Genomic DNA, 21,797 nt, shown 5'->3' with positions numbered 1-21,797 from the left:
CTTTCGAAACTATGCCCATCATCAAGATTCAGGAACAAATGGCCCATTCGGTAGCTACGATGCTGCTGAAAATACAGGCGATAAAATTGAACACATCCAAACCTTTTATATGGAGTTCCGGGTGGAAATCGCCGATTTATTGCGACAATCGATTATCACTTTCATATCCAGATATCCGCTCTGCGATCCGTGATGGCCTCGTAGACGCTATCCGGGAGAACTACTTTACGGTTGAGGGCATTGCTGGCGTTGCCACTGCCGGCATAGCCCAGGGAGCACTCGTTGCCGATAAGCTTGGATTGCCATTTGTTTACGTGCGGCCTAAGCCGAAAGACCACGGGATGGAGAATCTCATCGAAGGGAAGGTCTCCAAAGGGCAAAAAGTTGTTGTAGTGGAAGATCTCGTGTCTACCGGTGGAAGTTCTCTCAAGGCAGCCCATGCCTTGCAGGCGGCAGGTTTCGAAGTGCTCGGCATGGTGTCGATATTCAGCTATGGCTTCGAAATAGCAACCAGAAATTTCTATGAGGCCAACATGTCGCTAATCAGTTTGTGTGACTACAACAGCCTGCTGCAATCTGCCCTTCTGGACAAGTATATAGACGACAATCAGGTAGTGTCTCTTAAGTCGTGGCGGGTTGATCCTGCTAACTGGATGAAGTGATGCTGGGGTAAATCCAGCAATGATCACTGGCAGGAAAGCGAAACCATTCAATTACTCATCCGACCGGCTCTGACATGAACAATAGCGGGACCGACATTAACACGAATACTTTTGCGCCCAGGCACACCGTTGCCCCTGATCAGACAGCCAGGCTTCCCGGTCTGAGCAAGGGAATGCACGTTATTGTAATTGGTGCCGGCAGTTTTGGTGGATGGTCTGCATTATGGCTCCTCCGACAGGGACTGCAGGTTACATTGGTAGACGCCTGGGGTGGCGGTAATTCACGTTCCAGTTCCGGCGACGAGACGCGCGTAATCCGCTCAACTTACGGAGCCAATGAAACGTATTTTGATCTGAATGTCCGTGCACTTGAACTATGGCGCGAACACCAGCAATGGTTTGGGAAACAAGTGTTCTTCAATGAAGGCGTACTTTGGCTTTGCTACAATAAGAGCACGCCAATGGTAGACGATTCAATACCGTTTGCTTTGCGCCATGGTGTTCCTTATGAGTATTTGTCGCAGCAACAACTTTCAGATCAATATCCGCTTGTTCGTTCCAGTGATATCCACCATGCATACCTCGATCGATCGGGTGGATACCTCAAGGCAAGAGAAGCGACAATTGCCGTTCAGGAGCTTTTCATTAAAGAGGGTGGCACTTACCTGCAGGATCGCGTCAATGTACCTGAGGCTGAAAGTGGCAGCCTGAAAAAGATAACTCTTGGCTCTGGCCGGAATCTGAGTGGTGATGTTTATTTGTTTGCCTGCGGCTCGTGGATGGGACAAATGTTTCCTGATGTGCTTGGCAATGTGATCACCTGCACGCGACAGGAAGTTTTCTATTTTGGAACTCCTGCAGGTTCCGGTTACGATCAACTGCCGGTATGGGTCGACGTAGACGGGCGCGATTTTTATTATGGAATTCCCGGAAATGCCGGACGGGGATTTAAAGTCGGTGTCGATATTCGCGGCGACGTGTTCGAACCAACGAGCGGTGATCATACTTACTCTCCGGAGGTATTAAGCAAGGCCCGCAATTTTCTTGCTCATCGATTTCCTGGTCTTGTGAACGCGCCTCTGCTGGAGAGCCGGGTTTGTCCCTATGAAAATTCCCCCGACGGAAACTTTGTATTTGATGTCCATCCTGCTGCCGGGAATGTCTTGTTCCTTGGAGGGGGTTCCGGACACGGATTTAAGCATGGGCCTGCATTAGGTGAACTGGTGGCCGATGTGCTTACAGGTCGCAGGCAGCGCCCGACGCTGTTTGCGCTCTCCCGCTGATAAGTTATGGCTTCGGTTTCGTGTCGACCATCGACGCAGTAATGCGATTCAATTCTTTCATCTTATATGAAAGATCGCCTTTCAGCTGATCGCGAATCCTGCTCATGTTGTCAAGCAGTTCGTCAGTGTCTTCCGGAATGGCTTCTTCAAGATATTCACGAATGCGTTTCGATATAGTTGGCGACTTCCCGTTGGTTGATACTCCTATCTTCAAATTGCCTCTGGTCACAACCGACCCCATGTAGAAATCACACAGATCAGGTGTATCGGCAACGTTAACCAACAGATTGCGATTTCTGGCAAACGTAACTATTGTCTCGTGCAACGCCCGGTTATTGGCAGCCAGGAGCACCAGGTCCTTTTTCCACAGATCCCATAACTTGAAATTTCTTTCGATTAAAGTAACTGTTGGATGCGTCGCGGCAAGTTCGCGAACAGGCTGCTGTATATGACGGGCCACGAGCGTGACGCGCGCCTTTGGGCTGTTCTTCAGGATGGCATTTAGTTTTTCAAGCCCAACCGGACCGCCTCCTACAATAAGGGTTTCCAGGGCCTCCAGCTTTAAAAAAACAGGAAACAGATTGTTACGCTCCATACTGACACCAATCAATTGGGTGCAACCTGCTACTGATAATGGACAATCACTTCCTGAGTGATAGCATTCAGATTGTGCAGGTAGTTCACCACTTCTCCGACCACAATTACGGACGGCGAACTCATATCTGCAACGTGAGAGAGAGCAGTAATGTTAGAGACCTTTCCGGTGATGACGCGCTGCGTGGGCAATGTACCGTTCTGTACAATGGCAACTGGTGTGTCGCTTCTTCCCTCCTGCAGGAACTTGTCCATAATGGCCTGTAGCCTGTTGAGACCCATCAGAATGACAATGGTTGCTGTCGAACGTGCTGCCAGAGAAACATCGTTGGAGATTTCTCCATCGCGGGTAGTTCCTGTAACGACCCAAAAGCTTTCACTGATGCCTCGTGCTGTGACAGGAATGTTAACCGCTGCCGGAACCGATATTGCGCTACTGATGCCAGGCACCACAGCGGTTTTTAAACCATGTTCAGCAGCAAATGAAAGTTCTTCCGAACCTCTGCCGAATACAAAGGGATCGCCGCCTTTCAATCTGACCACGTGGCCGTATAAGTAGGCAAACTCAACGATCAGCTCGTTGATCTCCTCCTGTTTGTAAGAATGCATTCCCGCACGCTTTCCAACGCATAGCGATGGCGTTGTATCAGGTATAAGCTGCAATATTTCTGCAGACACAAGGGCATCGTACAGCACGATATCGGCTGCCTCGATGGCCTTAATAGCCTTTACTGTAATAAGCTCAGGATCGCCAGGACCGGCGCCAACGAGTGTTACCCGAGGCGCAGGGTGCGATGATGTGAAGAGTGCCGGGATCATTTTTCTACAGCTACTTTTTCTGCAGAAACAGATCTTGAAGCAGCTGCCGCCTCAGCAAAGGCAAGCGAATCCGCAAGGAAAGAGGCAGCAAACGCCTCGCCTGGCTCGTTCTTATTGATGCGCAGCACGTGCTCCCGGAAACCACCTTCGAAAGTGAAAGCACCGGTATCCACAAACTCACGCTGGAAATCGTTCATGACCTGGATCTGTGTACTTGGCTTGATGTCGCGGCCCAGCAACAGTGCTTTAGCTGTATTGATAAATGCGCTATAGCTGTGATAGATCGAATCAGCATACTGGCCGCTCTCAAAATTCTCGCGCGCCCATCCAAGTTTGTCTTCTGAATCGTAGAGCAAGGTTGCAACAAGATCAATCATCACACCAGCGCATTCGCCAACGGCAGTATGAAGTATGAAATTAGCATCCTGTCCCCAGTCGATGTATTCCTCAGGCGTGGTCGAAGTAATGTCTCCCAGCGGCTTGAGAATCTGATAGAAGTGGTTACGTCCCAGGCGCTTGAAATAGTCGTGATAGTATTCACCGTCCTGCGAGTTAGTCTCATAGTCGGTGAGCAGAAAACGAAGTGCCTGAGGCCCGCGCTTACTTGGGATCTTGATGATCTTATCCGATATGATTCCTTCACCATTTTTCAGGCGGCCACCACCGAGCAGAACAACCAATGCCGGTAATACCTTTCCCTGCTTGTCCTTGATTGTGCTTCCGTGCAAACCTATACCTGCAAGGCCATGCTGTCCGCATGAGTTAGGGCACCCGCTTATCTTGATCTTGATATCGCTGTTGAAGATCAGGTCAGGGAATTCATTGCGAATTACCTTTTCCAGCTCCAAAGAAACAGCTGTGCTATCAGAGATACCAAGGTTACACGTATCGGTTCCAGGGCATGCTGTGATATCGGCCACGCTATCGAATCCGGGCTCAGCCAAAGCCAATGCATCCAGTGCTTTATAGAGTGGCTTCAGTGCCTCCGGACGAACGAACTTCAAGAGATATCCCTGATTGATTGTTACGCGAACATCATTGGATGCAAAGCGGTCAATGACATCGGCAAACGCACGCGCGCGATCCGACCTTAAGTTACCCAGGGGAACTCTTACGTTCACACCATAAAAACCTTTCTGCTTTTGTTCGAATACGTTCGTCTTAAACCAACGTGAGTAGCGCGTCTCGTCAACAGTGACTGGTTCGAAAGAGACTGCTTCAGGAATTGAAGGGTCTGGGAGTATGGACGTATCGATCTTGTATACGTTTGACTTAAGCGCCTTCTTTTCTTCCTCCACTAACTGCATCACCTTTTCCAATCCGATGTCTTCAAGGAGAAACTTGAAGCGTGCCTTCATGCGGCGATTGCGTTCACCATATCGATCGAAGACGCGAATGAGTGCTTCGGTGAATGGAATGATCTGATCCTCTTCGAGGAACTCATACGCCAGTTGGGCAAGCGTCGGATTAGCACCGAGGCCTCCGCCGATCACTACCTTAAAGCCCCGCTTTCCAAATGCTATGCGCGGGATAAATCCGATGTCGTGGATAAAAGCGAAAGCAGTATCCTCCTCACTGGACGAAAAAGATATTTTGAATTTACGACCCATCTCCTGGCAAATTGGATTGCGCAGAAAGTAGCTGAACAGCTCATGGGCATAAGGCGATACATCAAATGGTTCGAGCGGGTCGATACCTGCTGTTGGAGAAGCCGTTACGTTGCGAACTGTGTTTCCGCAAGCCTCGCGCGTCGTCACATTGTCTTTAGCAAGCTTTGCGAACAACTCAGGAGTGCGGTCCAGGCTCACATAGTGAATCTGAATGTCCTGCCTTGTTGTGGCATGAAGGGTGCTGCTTGCGTATTCATCAGAAAGGTCTGCGATACGACGAAGCTGATAACTGGAAACGCGTCCAAAAGGAAGCTTGATACGGATCATTTGTACCCCAGGCTGGCGCTGACCATACACACCGCGTACCAGTCTCAGGCCGCGAAACTTCTCGCTGTCAAGGGTACCGTCGCGAAAGAGGCGAATCTTCTTCTCCAGGTCGATCAGATCGCGCGCTACTATGGGATTGTTCAGATCTTCTAATTCGGAACGAAAGCTTTCCATATTTGGACTTTTTTGGTGGTTCTAATATTGTGCGGCGCTGGTTGTCGCCGGGTGATTCATCTTTCAACATTCAGCCTTCCAATCGTTCAACACATTCCCCCGATCCAGCCTACGCTAAAAAGCCTTTCCTGCTTCTCAGAAAAGGCTCCGTATGATAATTGTTTCTCTGTGTTTACAATCTCTCACGTGCCCTTCGCCCCTGCCTTATGACAGCAGCCGAAATACCAATTCAGTAGTTTAGGTTGCCTGGCGCTCAATTGTCTACTTGATGAATAGGCATTAAAGGTAGACGTTAAGAAGCAAATATCAAATCATCCGGGACAAAAAATGTCTATTGGATGACTGGACATTCGCGCAAACCGTTGTTAATCGAGTGGGCTTAATTCTGGTAACCGAGCATCCGGAAAGTTTCTAATGGAAAATCACTCAAAACTTTTTATTAACAATCATTTGCTTTTTACTTAAAATTTTATTATAATGCAGATTGTCAAGGGTTGGACTACAATCACGTCTTAGCGGAGCAACTGTGTGGAAATGCCAATCCTTTTTGAGTGTTTATAGCTTAGACAAAACACGTTTTCCGGGCGAATTTGCTCTTATTTTCACCGACCAACCCGTTTTCCAATTCAGCTTCGCATATTTTGACCCCTGGCGCTAGAGAATGGCCAGAGGACGGCCAGAGGACGGCCAGAAAACCAATGCGGCTTATATCCAGGTCTATTGAACGATTTATAGAACCACAGTCTGTCCGTGGCAGCTTGCTATTTTTTGCCTTGTCGGGAAGGCGGTCGATTTTTTACCGGGACGACGAATTTTAAGCCAGACCAGACATCATCGACCGCGCATACCTTTACATCCACCAGACCGGACTTCAAACCGAAATCGCGAATGATAATTTCGTCCAGATCTGACGGCACCTTCGACGATTTTTTGGGCCATGATACCCAGATCATACCGTCCGGCTGCAAGTGTTTGTGAGCCGATGTAAGGCTGGCCTTAAATTCTGATTGCTTCGTGACGAAGAAGTGGACAAAGTCGAGGTTAGAACGAAATGAGTTCTTAATGATAACGCCTTCCGGCAGCGGTGCAATTGCGTCAAAGTATTTTTCCGGTGGATTGATAATGCAGGCATTTGCACCTGCCTTCAATCCAAGTTTTTTCACAAGAGGGGTTTGTGAGTATCCTGCCATTGATGGGCTATTGTTTTTAGGGAAGTTAGTCCTTCACACCAGATTGTAAAAAACTTCGATGGTTTAAAACAATTCAATAACCAAAAAAAGAACGGGCCTTTCGGCCCGCTCCAGTATTATCAGTAAAGAATACTTTCCCGTATGAATTAGTTGTTACCCAACTTGTCCATTTCCTTTTCGAAAGTCTCTTTGAACTTCTCGTAGTCATAATCGATCTTCAAGCGATCGTCTTTTGATAATCTCTCATTGTAAGATGCAACGAGATCTTCGGCAGATAATTCGATGGCCACGTAGGTTTTATAAGTACCATTGCTTGTCTTCATCAGTTTTTCGCAAATGGTCTTCACTCCGGTGAGTTTCTGATCAACGATCTCACGGTTAAGTTGCTCGAAGCGCTCTTCAACCTGTTCTTTGTTATTCATCTCGCGAGAGTTCGTGTAGTTATCTGTTACTGCCTTCACAGTAGTTTGAATACTTGCTGCCAGTTCTGCGCGTGCGTTCGCGAGACCCTTTTTCTTCGATGTCACCTGATCCTGGCTTTCACCGATTGAGTTTGCGCGGAAGAACTTGTTGGTGGTAAAAAATTCTGAACCGGAGCACGGTACCGATACTTCAGTTTCCCCTTTAGGAGCCTTTTCTTTGCTCTTGCAATTGACCATAAAAACGGCGGATGCAAGCAAAACTACCAGCGTAGAATTCGTAATTCGTTTCATATTGAATTTGAAATTTGGGTAAGCTATACGTTACAATTTAGATACCAAATTTAGCGTCGACAGACTGCCGCAAAAGTCGCTATTGAAGCACTGTTTCAAGCATTTCTGTCATCCGTTCCTTTTCAAGTGTCTCCATAGCCTTATTATAGGCATCTACACTTGACTTGTCGTAATCCAATCCATATCCTTTGACCCGATCGAGTGTGGTGGCATAGATCTCCTTGCCGTCTTTCATCGTTGCAACGCGAATCACACCGGTAAGATAAGTTACGTAAATACTTCCAGTAATGGAGCCTTTCTCCGAATCGGCCTTCACGTCGAACCAAAGCTCAGCCCTGTTCTTTTCGTCTGTGAATTCGAAGCCGTTATTCGCGAGAAGGTTCTTAAGCTTATTCGTAATCTGCGCGTTGGTCTTATCGAAGCCGAAGCTTTTTTCGGTGGATGTAATGAACACCAGTGGCCGGTGTACCTGTAATGCTATCTGAGCTGTTGGCACATTAAAAGTTGAAATCAGCAGTGAATACAGGGGAGAAAGCCCGGAGCCCGCCAGGGAATTGATATCTACTTTTACGGCAACCGTTTGTTCAAGTTCGCGCGAGCCTATTTTATTCATCAATATCTTTGCTTTCCCGGCGTCATCAGATTTATAGGTAGGAAACACGTCGCCGGAGCCTTTTTCGAAAGAAGCGTGTAGCGGTACGTTGGCAACTGGCTTGTTCTTTTCCTTGTAGGTAACAAATGCTGTCGACGTTGGCGAATCCTGGCTGATGCGTCTGTTTAACGCGATGTGAGAAGGGTCCGTTTTCAATGCGATCTTGTCGAGGATACCCTGAATCGAAGTATAGGCTTCATTCACAAGAAGCATATCTTTATTTTCGACGTTTACAGTAATTGCTTCTCCCAAGTATTTCTCAACTGATCGCAGGCTTTGAAAATAATAGGTTACGGCCATCATGTTCTCCCCCGCCTTCTGGGCAGCACGCGCTTTCAAAAAGAAATCAACCGCTAACGTAGTGGCTGTACGACGCTGTTCTTCCTTGATCTGCCTGTAACGGGCAATGGAAAGGCGATAATAAACCCAATAATTCGCGTTGTCCTCCCATGCATCAACCAGCTCGAATTCTTCAATCTCATCTGCCGCTGTAGTTTGGATGGTCTGCTGATATTGTTCCGATAGTTTTTGATTGGTCTCGAGCTGACTTAGAATCGACGTACTGGAAATGTTCACCCTAATTTCCTGAACAAGGTCGTCGAGGGCGCTCTTTTTCGCGCTCTGGATGTAATTATTGTTTCCCGTTTTTACACTGTGACCAATTCCAGTGTAGTACCCATCCTGGTAGGGTGTCGTCTTAAGCCAGGTGGGCTTAAGAGATTCTGGGTCGGGGGGCTGTACTTTGGGGCTACACGCCGCAACAAGCACAAGCGCTAAAAGAAGGGGTACTCTCACAAAATAACCGGTTTCCGGTTTACGTTTATTAAACTACATCCGTGCCAAAAAAAAATTGACCGACTATCGCAAATCTACGGGCCGACGCCCTGCAATGTTGTAGAAGTTAGCCCATTTTTTTTAAATTTAGAATCGCAACTGATTGAAAGTATGAGGCGTGCATTTTTAGGGCTTACCATGATCGCGGGCTTGATCGCCTGCCAGGACAAAGAAGAAGTAAAAACTGAATTTACGGGCAACGAAACGGTTTATGCGTTGCTTCAGGCGTCGGACTATCCAATTAACGGTACGATAACATTCCGGGAGCGTCTGGATGGCAGCACCAGCATCGATGTAGCGTTATCGGGAACGGAGGGAAACGTTGAACATCCGGTTCACCTGCATATGGGCGATATTTCGACACCTAGCGCTGACGTTGCAGCACTCCTTACGCCGGTTCTTGGCTCAACCGGTAAAAGCGAAACAATACTGACTCGCCTCGCGGATGAACAGTCAATAAGTTACAAGGACCTTGTTGCACTTAATGCCTGCATAAAGATTCACCTTTCAGCAACCGGTGAAAGCAGGGATATAATTCTGGCCGGCGGGAACATTGGTGCCAATGCTGCTAAAGATGTGTCGACCGGAAGGTCTGCTGCCTTTGCTACATGCAAGAGCGAATAGCCGGTAGTGCTATTTAAACCCCGGAGAGTCCGAAACTGACAAAAATGCGAAGGGCCTTAATCAGTCCTTAAGCTCTTCACGGGACTGGTTACGGCTGTCCTGATGGAATGATAAGAAACGGTGAGCAACGCTATTGCCACCAGAATAAAGCCAGCCGCAGCGAGCATCCACCACTGAATATCTATCCTGTAAGCGAAATCCTCCAGCCATCGATCCAGACTGTACCAGGCAACAGGCGTAGCCAGCACAATGGAAATCAACACCAGTTTCACAAAATCAACGGACAGCAACCGGATGATGCTTGCCATACTTGCACCCAACACCTTTCTGATACCAATCTCCCTGGTGCGTTGTTCTGCCGCATAAGTAGCCAGCCCAAATAGTCCGAGGCACGAGACCAGGATAGCCAGCACTGCAAATACGAGAATTATGTTGCCCGTATTTTGCTGAGTACGGTACTGAGCATCGATAGCGTCGTCCATGAAAACAAAGTCAAGGGTTCCTTTCGCATCATGTTTTTTATAATGCTGTTCGATTACAGCGATTGCTTCGCGTACGCGTCCGGGTTGCGCCTTAACCAATACGCCATTGTAGTCAGCCTTTTTCCAGCACCGGAATACAAAAGGCTCGATCATCACAGTCATTGGACGAAAATGAAAATCTTTCACAACGCCTATCACCTGCCCTTCCTTACCCCACAGTGTAATACTTTTACCAATAGCCTGATCGTTGGTCCATCCCATGCGTTTAACAGCTGTTTCGTTAACGAGATAAGACGATGAGTCATTTTCATCAGGGTAAAAATTTCTCCCGGCAAGGAGTTCCATGCCCAGAGTTGTCATCAGTTCGCTATCTGTATTTGCCTGGGTCATGAGTAACTCGTCGTTCGCATTCTGTCCTTCCCATTTAAAATTAAATGTGGAATTGTTAAAATCGACCAGCATCCCCGACAATGGAGCAACCGCCGCAATGCCCGGCTGATCTTTCAGCTCTTCCTTGAATGTCAGACTTTGATGGTGCATTTTATTTCGCAGGAAAACATGAATGAGTTGTGAACGGTCGAAGCCGAGATCTTTGTCCTGCACGTATTGTAATTGCTGATAGATGACAATGGATCCTATCACCAGAATGACTGAAAAGGAAAATTGTCCTACGACCAATACCTGACGAAAAGTTAATCCTGAACCATTCTTGCTGAAACCTTTCAAAACTTTTGCCGGAGAGAAATTCGAGAGATAGAATGCTGGATACAGCCCGGCCAAAAGGCTAATCACTAATGTTGATGAAATCACGGTCAGCCAGAATATGGGTGATGCGAAGGGGATCACCAGTGACTTACCAGAGATGTCGTTCAGCAGTGGCATTGAAAGCTGCAGAAATGCCAGGGCGAAGATCACTGCGATCGCTGTAAGCATAAATGACTCAATCAGAAACTGTACCACCAGCTGTCTGTAAAGCGCGCCAATCACTTTACGAATGCCAACATCCTTTGCCCGATGCGTGGCGCGTGCAGTGGTCAGATTAACGAAGTTGAATACCGCGATCAACAACACCATCATCCCAACGGCAAGAAATATCCGTGTATAAATCAGACTGCTTTGTACAGCATTGTTGGTTTCGAAAGCAAAATTGGAACGAAGGTAAATGTCCTTCATTGGTTGAAGCAAGAGTGTACGGGCATCATCCTTCGAGTTATAGTCTGAATACCGATCAATGTAAGTACGCAGTCTTGCATTAAGAGAAGCAACGTCTGTCAATGGCTCGAGTTGAATGTAGGTTTGATAGGAATTGTTGCCCCATTGAAAATCAGTATCCTTTTCAAGTGCTGCCATCGACATCAGTACACTGTACTGGATATGTGAATTACGGGGAGCGTCTTCTGCTACTCCGGCAATGCTGAGCAAGTATTCTTTTCCCCAGGATGTTAGTTTCACGAGTGTACCAAGAAGTCCTGGCTTCGATCTCCAGCCACTGCCAAACAATTGAATGGCTGTTGTCTCATTCAGTATGATTTCATCAGGACGATTCAACACGGTTGCCGGATTGCCAACGATCAGTTTGAAGTCAAACATGGAGAAGAAACTATTGTCTGCATAACGCATTGAGGGTGGCTGAATAACTTTATCACCCAGTTCTATAAATCCGGAACCTGTCCCCAGCCTGCAGGTCTCGACAACTTCAGGAAGATCCTTCTCCATTGCTGGCGCAAGGGGACCTGGTGTTGAGGCAACATCGTAGACAACGCCTGCCTGCTTTTGCTTCTCGACCACGCGATAAATGTGAGAAAGGTTCCTGTGGAAATGATCGAAGTTTAATTCGTCATAAATAAACAGGCCAATGCCCAGGCAGCAGGCCAGTCCGATCGAAAGGCCCGCGACGTTGATGAGTGTGTATCCTTTGCTCTTGAGAAGATACCTGAAACCGTAGCGAAGGTAGGTTTTGATCATGGCAATTGGTTCGGGACCCGGTGTTAATGAAATCGAAAGGCCGCTGAATACCAAAGCCTAAAGAATAAATGATGCCAGATAAAATGTGCGAATCAATACGTCAAACGAAGTATTGATATTCTGCACTGTACGGAACCGGTCAAAGCCGTTCGTTGCCGGGTCAAGAGGAATCACAACCAGAAATCAGAACGGGACAAAAAAATCAGGGCACCTCCGGTGCCCTGAAACAAAATCATCAAATCAATAAATCAACAAACCTGTCCAGCTATAGGCGGGATCACCAAATGGATTTAGTCTCCTCCTTTTGACTCGACTTCGTAAGAAGTAAATGAGGCCGACAGGTACTCGCGGTTCATGCGAGCGATGTTGGTGATGCTTATTCCCTTAGGGCATTCAGCTTCGCAGGCACCCGTTACTGTGCAGGCGCCAAAGCCTTCTGCATCCATCTGTGATACCATCTTCTCAGCGCGCTCTTTGCGTTCAGGTTTGCCCTGAGGAAGCAATGCAAGCTGAGACACTTTAGCACTTACGAACAACATTGCCGAAGCATTCTTACAAGCTGCTACGCAGGCACCACAACCAATGCAGGCCGCTGCATCAAATGCTTCGTCTGCTATCTTTTTAGGAATTGGAATTTCGTTTGCGTCAGGTACACCGCCAGTATTTACTGAAACGTAACCACCGGCCTGCTGAATACGATCGAAAGCTGTGCGATCAACCACTAGGTCCTTAATAACCGGGAAAGCCTTGGCTCTCCAGGGTTCGATGGTGATCGTCTCGCCATCTTTGAAAGTGCGCATATGCAGCTGACATGTTGTTGTCTGCAACGGTCCGTGTGGACGCCCGTTGATATAAAGGCTGCACATTCCACAAATACCTTCGCGACAGTCGTGATCGAAAGCGACCGACTCCTCACCCTTATGGATGAGATCGTGGTTCAATACGTCGAGCATTTCGAGGAACGACATGTCTGTAGACACATTGTTAAGCTGATAAGTCTTGAACTCACCCTTTGTGTCCTTGTTCTTCTGGCGCCAGATCTTGAGCGTTATCTTCATAATTAATAAAGGCTGCGTGATTACTTGTAGCTGCGTTGTGTCAACTTAACATTCTCGAACACGAGTGGCTCCTTGTGAAGCACCTCGGCCTGATTATCACCCATGTATTGCCATGCAGCTACGTAGGCAAATTCATCGTCCTTACGGAGAGCTTCTCCATCGGGTGTTTGTGATTCTTCACGGAAGTGACCTCCGCATGATTCACTCCGGTTAAGAGCGTCGTCAACCATGAGTTCACCCAATTCAATGAAGTCGGCCACGCGCCAGGCTTTTTCGAGTTCCTGATTCAATTCATTACCAGAACCCAGCACATTTACATTCTTCCAGAACTCGGCTTTAACTGCCTGAATTTTTGTCTTCGCAGTCTTCAACCCTTCGGCTGTACGCGACATGCCACAGTAGTTCCACATGATCAAACCAAGTTCGCGGTGGAACTCATCTACTGTTTTCTTACCCTTAATTGAGAGAAGCTGATTTACCATTCCGGAAGCCTTCTGTTCTGCTTCCTTAAATTCAGGACGGTCAGTGCTGATCTTCTCATAGGGAAGTCCGGCGAGATAATCTCCAATCGTGTAAGGAATAACAAAGTATCCATCAGCAAGACCCTGCATGAGAGCGCTGGCTCCAAGACGGTTTGCTCCGTGGTCAGAGAAATTAGCTTCGCCCAGTGCATACAGTCCAGGCACACTAGTCATCAGGTTATAATCAACCCAAAGTCCACCCATAGTGTAGTGCACGGCAGGATAAATCATCATTGGCATTTCATACGGATTGTCGCCCGTAATCTGTGCGTACATATCGAAGAGGTTACCGTATTTAGCTTCGATCGTCTTGCGTCCATCGCGTTTGATGGCGTCAGCAAAATCAAGGAATACAGCGAGACCTGAGCCAACTCCCCTGCCTTCATCGCACATATTCTTCGCGTTGCGTGAAGCCACGTCGCGCGGTACGAGGTTACCGAATGAAGGATATTTGCGTTCGAGGAAGTAATCGCGTTCTGATTCAGGAATTGAGGCAGCGTCTTTCGCTTTGAGTCCGGGCTTAGCAGTCTTCGGCACCCATACACGACCGTCGTTCCGAAGCGACTCAGACATAAGTGTCAGCTTTGACTGATGATCTCCCGAAACCGGGATACATGTCGGGTGTATCTGTGTATAGCAAGGGTTGCCAAACAACGCACCCTTCTTGTGGGCACGCCATGCAGCCGTCACGTTAGAACCTTTTGCGTTCGTAGAAAGGTAAAACACGTTTCCGTATCCACCGGTGCAGAGCAATACTGCGTGCGCGCTGTGTGACTCTATCTTACCAGTAACCAGGTCGCGTGTTACGATCCCGCGTGCTTTGCCATCAACAAGAACCACATCGAGCATTTCGGTGCGGTTATACATCTTCACTTTTCCATTGGCAATCTGGCGGTTCAAAGCAGAGTACGCACCCAATAGAAGCTGCTGCCCGGTTTGTCCGCGAGCGTAAAACGTCCGCGATACCTGCGCACCACCGAATGAACGGTTAGCGAGAAGTCCGCCATACTCACGGGCAAATGGAACACCCTGAGCCACGCACTGGTCAATGATGCTCACACTGCATTGAGCGAGACGATATACGTTACCCTCGCGCGCGCGATAGTCACCACCTTTAATAGTATCATAGAAGAGGCGATGAATGCTGTCGCCGTCGTTCTGATAGTTCTTGGCTGCATTGATACCACCCTGTGCGGCAATACTGTGTGCACGCCGGGGGCTGTCCTGAAAGCAGAATGCCTTCACATTGTAGCCAAGCTCGCCTAAAGAGGCAGCTGCTGAGGCTCCGGCCAGACCGGTTCCTACTACGATGACATCATATTTTCTTTTGTTCGCCGGATTGACAAGCTTCAGATTGAACTTGTGCTTTGTCCATTTCTCAGCGAGTGGACCTTCCGGGATTTTTGAATCTAGCTTCATATCGCTTCTGTACAGAAAAGATCGTTAAGAGAGGTACATCCAAATAGGGATCAGAGCAAACAGTGCAGGCACTACAATTGCAAACGCACGGCCCACAAATCTGATGACAGGATTGTATTTCAAATGATTAAGACCCAGCGTCTGAAAAGCGCTGGCAAAGCCATGCCACAGGTGAAATGCGAGCACGCACATGCTGATCACATAAAGCAGCACGTAGGCAGGGCTTGAATAAGCCACATCAACGACTGTGAACAGGTCTTTGTATGGCTTGCCTTCGTAGGTTGCCATTCCAATGTCGCCCCAATGCATCTGCGCCCAGAAACCGCGAAGGTGGATAACCAGGAAGATGAAAATAAGAGAGCCGAGGATGCCCATGTTCCGGGACGTCCAGGCCGAAGAGTTCTTTGACACGGCGTAGCCCACAGGGCCGCGCGCATCACGATTCAGTTTTGTGAGCATAAATGCCCAGGCCACGTGAACAAGGATAGCAGCGTAGTTGACGTAGCTGATCACTTTGATCAGCGGGTTACTCGTCATAAACGCCGCGTAAATGTTAAATGCCTGGCCCTGATCTGATTTCAGGAGCTGCAGGTTTCCAATAAGGTGAACAATTAAAAAGAGGATGAGAAATAGGCCGGTTATTGCCATCATCACTTTTCTGCCGAGGGTGCTCGTCAGAAGTCTCGTGAACCAATTCATATGAAGAAGTTAGTGCCGTTTTTTGACTGCGGCCAAAATTACTCCCCAAAGCGGTTAACACCAAAGGGTGGTGCCATTTATACGAATTCTAAATAAATAGTCATGAGTAGTTAGTCCTGAGTCTTTAGTATTGGTTTCTAGTATTTTTAGTATCCAGTAACCGTTTGAAAGAGCGTTTTTGCGCTCTTCGACCTTCCTACCATTAGCCCTTATGTACTCCAAGTACTATTAACCAATACTAAATACTCAGGACTAAGGACTCGGGACTAAGAGCCTTCGGCTCTTTAGAGCAGCTCGAATACAGTTATAATAATGGCGATCGCCATAACGGCAACCAGAAGAAACCATTCTCTCTTGAAGAAATTTACTACTGCATCGAACAAGCGTTTCATTGCTGAATCAGGGTGTTTGATAAGCATAAATCCAATAATCGGGCCCAATGTAAACGGGTCTGATCTACAATGAATTAGGAAAAAGACAGCGAAAACAAACGTTTTCACCAAGTGCCAGTACGAAACTCGAGTCCCGAGTCTGGAAACTACCGAAAACCTCTTTTGTGGGTGCACGCTGCGTCAGGTAAGAAATCACACAAAGCGCACATGGTCGCTGCTCCATGTATTATGTTCAGATATCACACTGTTCCGGAAGTCGATAGTGACTGGACCCGAGGGATTAAGGAACCTGTTTATGATTGAAATGGTGAACTCCAAACAATGACCCACTGTTCACCTGTGAGAGCACATGATCAAACTGAATAACAATTCTCTTTTTCAACTCTCATTTTTCAATAACGAGATTAACTTTACCCCACAACCACTGCTTGATTAATGTATTTGATTTTTGACACGGAGACGACGGGTCTTCCGCATAATAAGACTGCACCCATAACTGACGTGGATAACTGGCCACGCCTTGTTCAACTGGCCTGGCAGCTACACGACGGTCGGGGTGCACTGCTTGCCCGGCATAACTACCTTATCAAGCCCGACGGATTTGATATTCCTTATAAGGCTGAGCAGGTTCACGGAATATCCACCAAGCGAGCAACCGAAGAGGGACGCGATCTGACCGAAGTGCTCGGCCTGTTTGCCGAGGACCTGTCGCGGACTGAGCTTCTCGTAGGACACAATATCGAGTTCGATATCAATATTATCGGTGCTGAATTCATACGCCGACAGCTCGCGACCGAGGCACTGCTTGCCTTGAATAAGCTTGATACGGGAGTGGCCTCAACAGAATTTTGCCAGCTCACCGGGGGGATTGGTGGACGATTGAAGATGCCTACCCTGCTCGAACTGCACAAGAAACTATTCAATCGGGATTTTGGCGATGCTCACGATGCAGCCTACGACGTAGCCGCTACTGCACGAAGCTTCTTCGGTTTGATCAGTAAGCAGATCGTAAAACCGTTGGCTGGAGTCCCTGTAGCAGAAGTCATCTACGAGGAGCCGAACCTCGACGCAGCAAACTTTGCAAAGCGCGAAAAGAAAAAGGCGACCTCTTATTCATTGACCGGAACAGCCGCTGTTCTGACAGATAAGCCCTTCGTTAACCTTCATACTCATTCACAGTTTTCAGTGCTTCAGGCGACATCGGATATCAAGTCGATCGTTGCAAAGGCAAAGGCACTGAGCATGCCCGCACTTGCGATAACCGATATCGGCAACATGTACGGCGCATTCAAATTTGTTCGTGAGGCCTTTAATCACGAAATCAAAGCGATCGTTGGCTGTGAATTATTTGTGGCTGAGGAACGGTTGAAGCTCAAGTTTACGAAAGACAATCCTGACAAACGTTTCAACCAGGTCCTCCTTGCTAAAAACAAGAATGGCTATCACAATCTTGCCAAACTCAGTTCTTTTGGTTTTACGGAAGGGCTATACGGAATTCATCCCCGTGTCGATAAAGCACTGATTCAGGAATATCGTCAGGACCTTATTGCACTCACAGGATCACTGTCGAGTGAAGTCCCCTATCTTATCCTCAACGTTGGTGAAAAGCAGGCAGAAGATGCCTTCAAGTGGTGGCACGGTGTTTTCGGTGATGACTATTATATAGAGCTGAACCGGCACGGCTTGCCGGAAGAAGATCGTGTTAATGAGACGTTGCTCCGGTTCGGAGAAAAATACGGCGTGAAATGCATCGCAGCTAACCAGGCGTTTTACCTGGACAAAGATGAAGCCAATGCGCACGACGTATTACTCTGTATCAAAGAAGGCGAGTTTCAATCCACTCCTATTGGACATGGACGAGGCACACGGCTTGGACTCGCTAACCAGGAATACTATTTCAAATCTCAGAATGAAGTAAAATCGATCTTCAGCGACATACCTGAAGCAATCGACAACATCAGTGAAGTGCTCGAAAAGATTGAGGCGTATACGCTGGAGAGAAGTGTATTGCTTCCAAAGTTCGACATTCCCAAAGAGTTTAATACTGAAGACGAGTACCTCAGGCATCTCACTTATGAGGGAGCCAGGGAACGTTACGAAACACTTACTCCCGAGATAACGGAGCGGCTGGACTTCGAGTTGGAAACCATTCGCAAGACAGGTTACCCCGGATACTTTCTGATCGTTCAGGACTTTACCCGCAAAGCCCGTGAAATAGGAGTATCAGTTGGCCCGGGTCGTGGTTCTGCTGCGGGCTCGGCGGTAGCTTATTGCATTGGAATCACTAACGTGGATCCTATCAAATACGATCTGCTGTTCGAGCGTTTTCTTAATCCTGACCGTGTATCACTCCCCGATATTGATATTGACTTCGATGATGAAGGTCGCGATCGCGTACTGCGTTATGTGATCGATAAGTACGGAAAGAACCAGGTCGCTCAAATCATTACCTATGGTACGATGGCGGCTAAATCATCCATTCGCGACTGCGCCCGTGTGATGGAACTTCCGCTGAGCGATGCAAACATGCTCGCGAAGATGATTCCTGAGAAGCCTGGTACATCATTGGAGACTGCATTCGATGAAGTCAAAGAACTGGCCACTATCAAGAGTGGCACTGACTTAAAGGCACAGGTATTACAGCAGGCAGTCATTCTCGAAGGCTCCGTACGCAATACTGGTACGCACGCCTGCGGGGTTATCATCACGCCTGATGACCTGAGAAAGTTTGTTCCGGTAGCAACGGCCCGCGACAGCGAAATGCTGGTGACGCAATTCGACAACAGCGTTGTTGAGAGCGCCGGCATGCTAAAGATGGACTTCCTTGGGCTAACGACACTGTCGATCATCAATACTGCGCTCCGAAATATTGAAAAAGGAAAAGGTGTCAAGATTGATGTCGATCTGATTCCCCTCGACGATGTTAAAACGTATCAGCTCTTTCAACGCGGTGAAACAACAGGCACGTTTCAGTTTGAAAGTGTGGGCATGCAAAAATATCTGCGCCAGCTGAAGCCTGATAAGTTCGAAGATCTTATCGCTATGAACGCCCTGTATCGTCCGGGCCCGATGGAATACATTCCAACGTTCATTAACCGTAAGCATGGTCGCGAACCTATCAAGTACGATCTGCCTGCAATGGAAGAATTTCTCTCCGAGACATACGGAATCACAGTATACCAGGAGCAGGTAATGTTGTTGTCGCAGAAGCTGGCTGGCTTTAGCAAGGGCGACGCCGACGTACTTCGTAAGGCGATGGGTAAGAAACAAAAGGCTGTGCTTGACAAGATGAAGGACAAGTTCATTGCCGGCTGTAAGAAGAACGATCACCCTATCGAGGTATGCGAAAAAGTCTGGACCGACTGGGAAGCGTTTGCTCAATACGCGTTTAACAAATCCCACTCAACCTGCTATTCGCTCATTGCTTATCATACCGCCTATCTTAAGGCGAACTATCCGGCTGAATATATGGCCGCGGTTCTCACGCACTCGCAGAGCAACCTTGACAATGTTACGTTCTTTATAGAAGAGTGCAGAAGCTTAGGCATCAAGGTACTCGGACCTCACGTGAATGAGTCGGGCGTATACTTTGCAGTAAATCAGGAAGGAGAAATCCGATTCGGGTTAGGTGCCATCAAAGGAGCCGGAGATGCCGCAGTCGAAGCAATCATTCAGGAGCGGGAAGCCACAGGTCCGTTCGTAGACATCTTTGATTTCGCAAAGCGTCTTACCAGTAAAGCCGCGAACAAGAAGACATATGAATGTCTCGCATTGTCCGGTGCTTTCGATTGCTTCAATGGAATCCATCGTCGTCAGTACGTATTCGCGAAAGATAACGATGTAAGTCTTATTGAAAAGGCAATACGCTTTGCCGCCAGAACACAGCAGGAAGAGCAAAGTGCACAGGCCAGTTTGTTTGGAGGACCCTCAGGTACGGCGATGCCAAAGCCACGCATTGAACACGTAGAACCATTCAGTGAGATTGAAAAGCTGAATCTGGAAAAAGAAGTGGTGGGTATCTACATTTCAGGACACCCGCTCGACAACTTCAGATTCGAGATGGATGCGTTCTGCAAGACGTCGTGCGGCGAGCTTGCTGAACTGGAGGCCATAGTTGGACGCGACATTAAAATGGGCGGCATCGTTTCAGGCGTCGAGCATCGTACAACCAAAACCGGCAAACCATTTGGGAAGTTTACGCTTGAAGATTATACCGGCAACTACACCTTCACATTGTTCGGCGAAGACTATCTGAAGTTCAGAAACTTCATGAATATCGGATGGTTCCTGTTCGTTGAGGGCATGGTTGTTCGCAACACCTGGGGCCAGCAGAACCTCGAATTCAAAGTGAGGAACGTTGACCTGTTGAATGAACTTGGGCTCAAGCGTAGCAAAGGCGTACAGGTAAAAGTTAATGCGGCGGATCTTACCGCTGAAATGCTGGGTGCCATTGAGGATGCCTGCACTATTCACGCGGGAAGTACGCCTCTATATTTCAAAATCCAGGACGCAGGAGAGAATATTCAGCTCGAATTGCTGTCCCGGAAGTTCAGGGTTAACCCGGTGAACGATATGGTGAAACAGATGAAAAAGGCCGGGGAAGTGGACGTTTCGGTGGTTATTTAGGACCTGTTTTGGGGGTCTGGACGGGAAATGAACATGACAAACGTAGCCGGTGCACCGAAACAAATGGATACCATCCGGAACGCGTGATGCCATAGGTTTGCGATGTTTTGCGGGGTTTGAACTAAATAAATTACCTTTGCGTTGCTGTTAGTGAAAGGCAAAAACAACATTTTAATTATATACTCGAATGGGAAAAGCAATAGAACTCAACGATGCTAACTTTGATCAGATCATCAATTCTGATAAGCCTGTACTGGTAGACTTTTGGGCCGAATGGTGCGGTCCCTGCAAGATGATAGGCCCCGTAGTAGAAGAACTTGCCGGTGACTATGAAGGTAAGGCTGTGATCGGAAAGCTCAACGTTGATGAGAATCCCTCTGTAACGGCACGTTTTGGTGTGCGCAGCATCCCAACATTGCTGGTATTCAAAGGCGGTCAGATCGTTGACAAACAGGTTGGGGCAGTTCCCAAGTCTGTATTGAACCAAAAATTGCAGGCTCAGGTAGCTTAAGAATATTTTGGATTTGACATTTGAAGGGGTTGCCCATTTGCGGCACCCCTTTTTTGCTTCTCGCTTATGGCAATTTTTATCAATTGCCGTTTACAGATAATTGCAGGTTAGTTTCTAATGTCGGAGTTAACTTGCAACAAGTTTGATCCGGGTTCTGGTGACGTTGAAACACGTATCACGCAAACCACGGTGAGCAAACAAAGGAAATTCAATCAGAGGCCGTGAAGATTACGAAGAAGGAGATTGAAGCAACATCAAAGCTTGAGGCGGCAGCCCGGTATCAATACTTTATAAAAAAAGTCGCTGACACCGAAAAGATGTACTCACTGGTTGATGAAGGTGGGGACTGGGCAATTGCGTGCTTTGGAGAGAAGACACTTTTTTCAGTATGGTCGGCACCAGAATTTGCTGAAGCATGCGCTGTCAGCGAGTGGAAGGGATTCTCGGTAAGAGAATTCAACATAGACGTTTTCGAGAGTGACATTTTCAATGAGATCGACACACACGATCATTTGATCAATGTATTCTCGGTTAAGGGAAGGTCGGGATTCATCGTTGACTACAATGAGTTTGCACGAGATCTCAGCGATGAACTGAGTAAGAATACAGAGTGAGAAATACAGAGTGAGGAACAGTGTGAGA

16 protein-coding genes are annotated in these 21,797 nt (G+C 47.7%); 6 read left to right on the top strand and 10 right to left on the bottom strand.

Annotation, left to right across the window (positions count from 1 at the left end):
• The first annotated feature begins 11 nt into the window (after positions 1–11).
• Together pyrE and WBG78_RS05665 are read left to right on the top strand one after the other, a co-directional pair.
• The gene (gene pyrE, locus WBG78_RS05670; RefSeq protein ID WP_337325418.1) at positions 12–662 is read left to right on the top strand and encodes an orotate phosphoribosyltransferase; all 651 of its coding nucleotides are present in this window, start codon (positions 12–14) and stop codon (positions 660–662) included.
• Between the two features lie 74 nt (positions 663–736).
• On the top strand, positions 737–1,945 hold the full coding sequence (locus WBG78_RS05665) for an NAD(P)/FAD-dependent oxidoreductase (protein ID WP_337325417.1): 1,209 nt from the start codon (positions 737–739) through the stop codon (positions 1,943–1,945).
• 4 nt (positions 1,946–1,949) lie between these two features.
• Here the strand turns inward: WBG78_RS05665 and WBG78_RS05660 are convergent, their stop codons facing one another.
• The 6 genes from WBG78_RS05660 to WBG78_RS05635 form a co-directional block, all read right to left on the bottom strand.
• Entirely contained in the window at positions 1,950–2,540 is a 591-nt protein-coding gene (locus WBG78_RS05660; protein WP_337325416.1) for a precorrin-2 dehydrogenase/sirohydrochlorin ferrochelatase family protein, read from the bottom strand.
• 29 nt (positions 2,541–2,569) lie between these two features.
• Complete coding sequence (gene cobA / locus WBG78_RS05655) at positions 2,570–3,358, bottom strand: uroporphyrinogen-III C-methyltransferase (protein ID WP_337325415.1); 789 nt, start codon at positions 3,356–3,358, stop codon at positions 2,570–2,572.
• Positions 3,355–5,469, bottom strand: coding sequence for a nitrite reductase (locus tag WBG78_RS05650; RefSeq protein WP_337325414.1), 2,115 nt, complete (start codon positions 5,467–5,469; stop codon positions 3,355–3,357). Before WBG78_RS05650 ends, cobA begins: the two co-directional genes overlap by 4 nt.
• A 761-nt stretch (positions 5,470–6,230) precedes the next feature.
• Entirely contained in the window at positions 6,231–6,632 is a 402-nt protein-coding gene (locus tag WBG78_RS05645) for a DUF3052 domain-containing protein (RefSeq protein ID WP_337325413.1), read from the bottom strand.
• A gap of 173 nt (positions 6,633–6,805) precedes the next feature.
• Positions 6,806–7,372 (bottom strand): hypothetical protein, encoded by a 567-nt coding sequence (locus WBG78_RS05640; RefSeq protein WP_337325412.1) that lies wholly within the window; start codon positions 7,370–7,372, stop codon positions 6,806–6,808.
• A gap of 79 nt (positions 7,373–7,451) precedes the next feature.
• Positions 7,452–8,819 carry an LPP20 family lipoprotein gene (locus WBG78_RS05635; protein ID WP_337325411.1) on the bottom strand — a complete coding sequence of 456 codons (1,368 nt, stop codon included), beginning with the start codon at positions 8,817–8,819 and terminating at the stop codon, positions 7,452–7,454.
• A gap of 150 nt (positions 8,820–8,969) precedes the next feature.
• Between WBG78_RS05635 and WBG78_RS05630 the strand changes: the two genes are divergently transcribed.
• The gene (locus tag WBG78_RS05630; protein WP_337325410.1) at positions 8,970–9,482 is read left to right on the top strand and encodes a hypothetical protein; all 513 of its coding nucleotides are present in this window, start codon (positions 8,970–8,972) and stop codon (positions 9,480–9,482) included.
• A 56-nt stretch (positions 9,483–9,538) separates the two neighbouring features.
• On the opposite strand, the gene WBG78_RS05625 is transcribed toward WBG78_RS05630, so the two are convergent.
• The 4 genes from WBG78_RS05625 to WBG78_RS05610 form a co-directional block, all read right to left on the bottom strand.
• On the bottom strand, positions 9,539–11,929 hold the full coding sequence (locus WBG78_RS05625) for an ABC transporter permease (RefSeq protein ID WP_337325409.1): 2,391 nt from the start codon (positions 11,927–11,929) through the stop codon (positions 9,539–9,541).
• Between the two features lie 290 nt (positions 11,930–12,219).
• Positions 12,220–12,987: a succinate dehydrogenase/fumarate reductase iron-sulfur subunit gene (locus WBG78_RS05620; protein WP_337325408.1), complete on the bottom strand. Its 768-nt coding sequence runs from the start codon at positions 12,985–12,987 to the stop codon at positions 12,220–12,222.
• A 20-nt stretch (positions 12,988–13,007) separates the two neighbouring features.
• A complete protein-coding gene (locus tag WBG78_RS05615) occupies positions 13,008–14,927 on the bottom strand; it encodes a fumarate reductase/succinate dehydrogenase flavoprotein subunit (protein WP_337325407.1) in 1,920 nt (639 codons plus the stop codon).
• A 24-nt stretch (positions 14,928–14,951) separates the two neighbouring features.
• Complete coding sequence (locus tag WBG78_RS05610) at positions 14,952–15,626, bottom strand: succinate dehydrogenase cytochrome b subunit (RefSeq protein WP_337325406.1); 675 nt, start codon at positions 15,624–15,626, stop codon at positions 14,952–14,954.
• 827 nt (positions 15,627–16,453) lie between these two features.
• Here WBG78_RS05610 and dnaE point away from each other — a divergent pair.
• The 3 genes from dnaE to WBG78_RS05595 all read left to right on the top strand — a co-directional run bounded on the left by dnaE (position 16,454) and on the right by WBG78_RS05595 (position 21,769).
• Positions 16,454–20,644 (top strand): DNA polymerase III subunit alpha, encoded by a 4,191-nt coding sequence (dnaE, locus tag WBG78_RS05605; protein ID WP_337325405.1) that lies wholly within the window; start codon positions 16,454–16,456, stop codon positions 20,642–20,644.
• A 187-nt stretch (positions 20,645–20,831) separates the two neighbouring features.
• Positions 20,832–21,155 carry a thioredoxin gene (gene trxA / locus WBG78_RS05600; protein WP_025539074.1) on the top strand — a complete coding sequence of 108 codons (324 nt, stop codon included), beginning with the start codon at positions 20,832–20,834 and terminating at the stop codon, positions 21,153–21,155.
• Positions 21,156–21,376: 221 nt separating this feature from the next.
• Complete coding sequence (locus WBG78_RS05595; protein WP_337325404.1) at positions 21,377–21,769, top strand: DUF2750 domain-containing protein; 393 nt, start codon at positions 21,377–21,379, stop codon at positions 21,767–21,769.
• Positions 21,770–21,797: the final 28 nt, after the last annotated feature.

Source organism: Chryseolinea sp. T2, from assembly GCF_037203685.1.
Classification (GTDB): domain Bacteria; phylum Bacteroidota; class Bacteroidia; order Cytophagales; family Cyclobacteriaceae; genus Chryseolinea.
The sequence above is the reverse complement of the archived record's forward strand: the minus strand, read 5'-3'. Positions and strand labels throughout refer to the sequence as shown.

Coding starts and splice junctions, on each gene's coding strand:
- pyrE (WP_337325418.1), top strand. CDS start 12: ATGCCCATCATCAAGATTCAGGAACAAATGGCCCATTCGGTAGCTACG.
- WBG78_RS05665 (WP_337325417.1), top strand. CDS start 737: ATGAACAATAGCGGGACCGACATTAACACGAATACTTTTGCGCCCAGG.
- WBG78_RS05660 (WP_337325416.1), bottom strand. CDS start 2,540: ATGGAGCGTAACAATCTGTTTCCTGTTTTTTTAAAGCTGGAGGCCCTG.
- cobA (WP_337325415.1), bottom strand. CDS start 3,358: ATGATCCCGGCACTCTTCACATCATCGCACCCTGCGCCTCGGGTAACA.
- WBG78_RS05650 (WP_337325414.1), bottom strand. CDS start 5,469: ATGGAAAGCTTTCGTTCCGAATTAGAAGATCTGAACAATCCCATAGTA.
- WBG78_RS05640 (WP_337325412.1), bottom strand. CDS start 7,372: ATGAAACGAATTACGAATTCTACGCTGGTAGTTTTGCTTGCATCCGCC.
- WBG78_RS05630 (WP_337325410.1), top strand. CDS start 8,970: ATGAGGCGTGCATTTTTAGGGCTTACCATGATCGCGGGCTTGATCGCC.
- WBG78_RS05625 (WP_337325409.1), bottom strand. CDS start 11,929: ATGATCAAAACCTACCTTCGCTACGGTTTCAGGTATCTTCTCAAGAGC.
- WBG78_RS05620 (WP_337325408.1), bottom strand. CDS start 12,987: ATGAAGATAACGCTCAAGATCTGGCGCCAGAAGAACAAGGACACAAAG.
- WBG78_RS05615 (WP_337325407.1), bottom strand. CDS start 14,927: ATGAAGCTAGATTCAAAAATCCCGGAAGGTCCACTCGCTGAGAAATGG.
- WBG78_RS05610 (WP_337325406.1), bottom strand. CDS start 15,626: ATGAATTGGTTCACGAGACTTCTGACGAGCACCCTCGGCAGAAAAGTG.
- dnaE (WP_337325405.1), top strand. CDS start 16,454: ATGTATTTGATTTTTGACACGGAGACGACGGGTCTTCCGCATAATAAG.
- trxA (WP_025539074.1), top strand. CDS start 20,832: ATGGGAAAAGCAATAGAACTCAACGATGCTAACTTTGATCAGATCATC.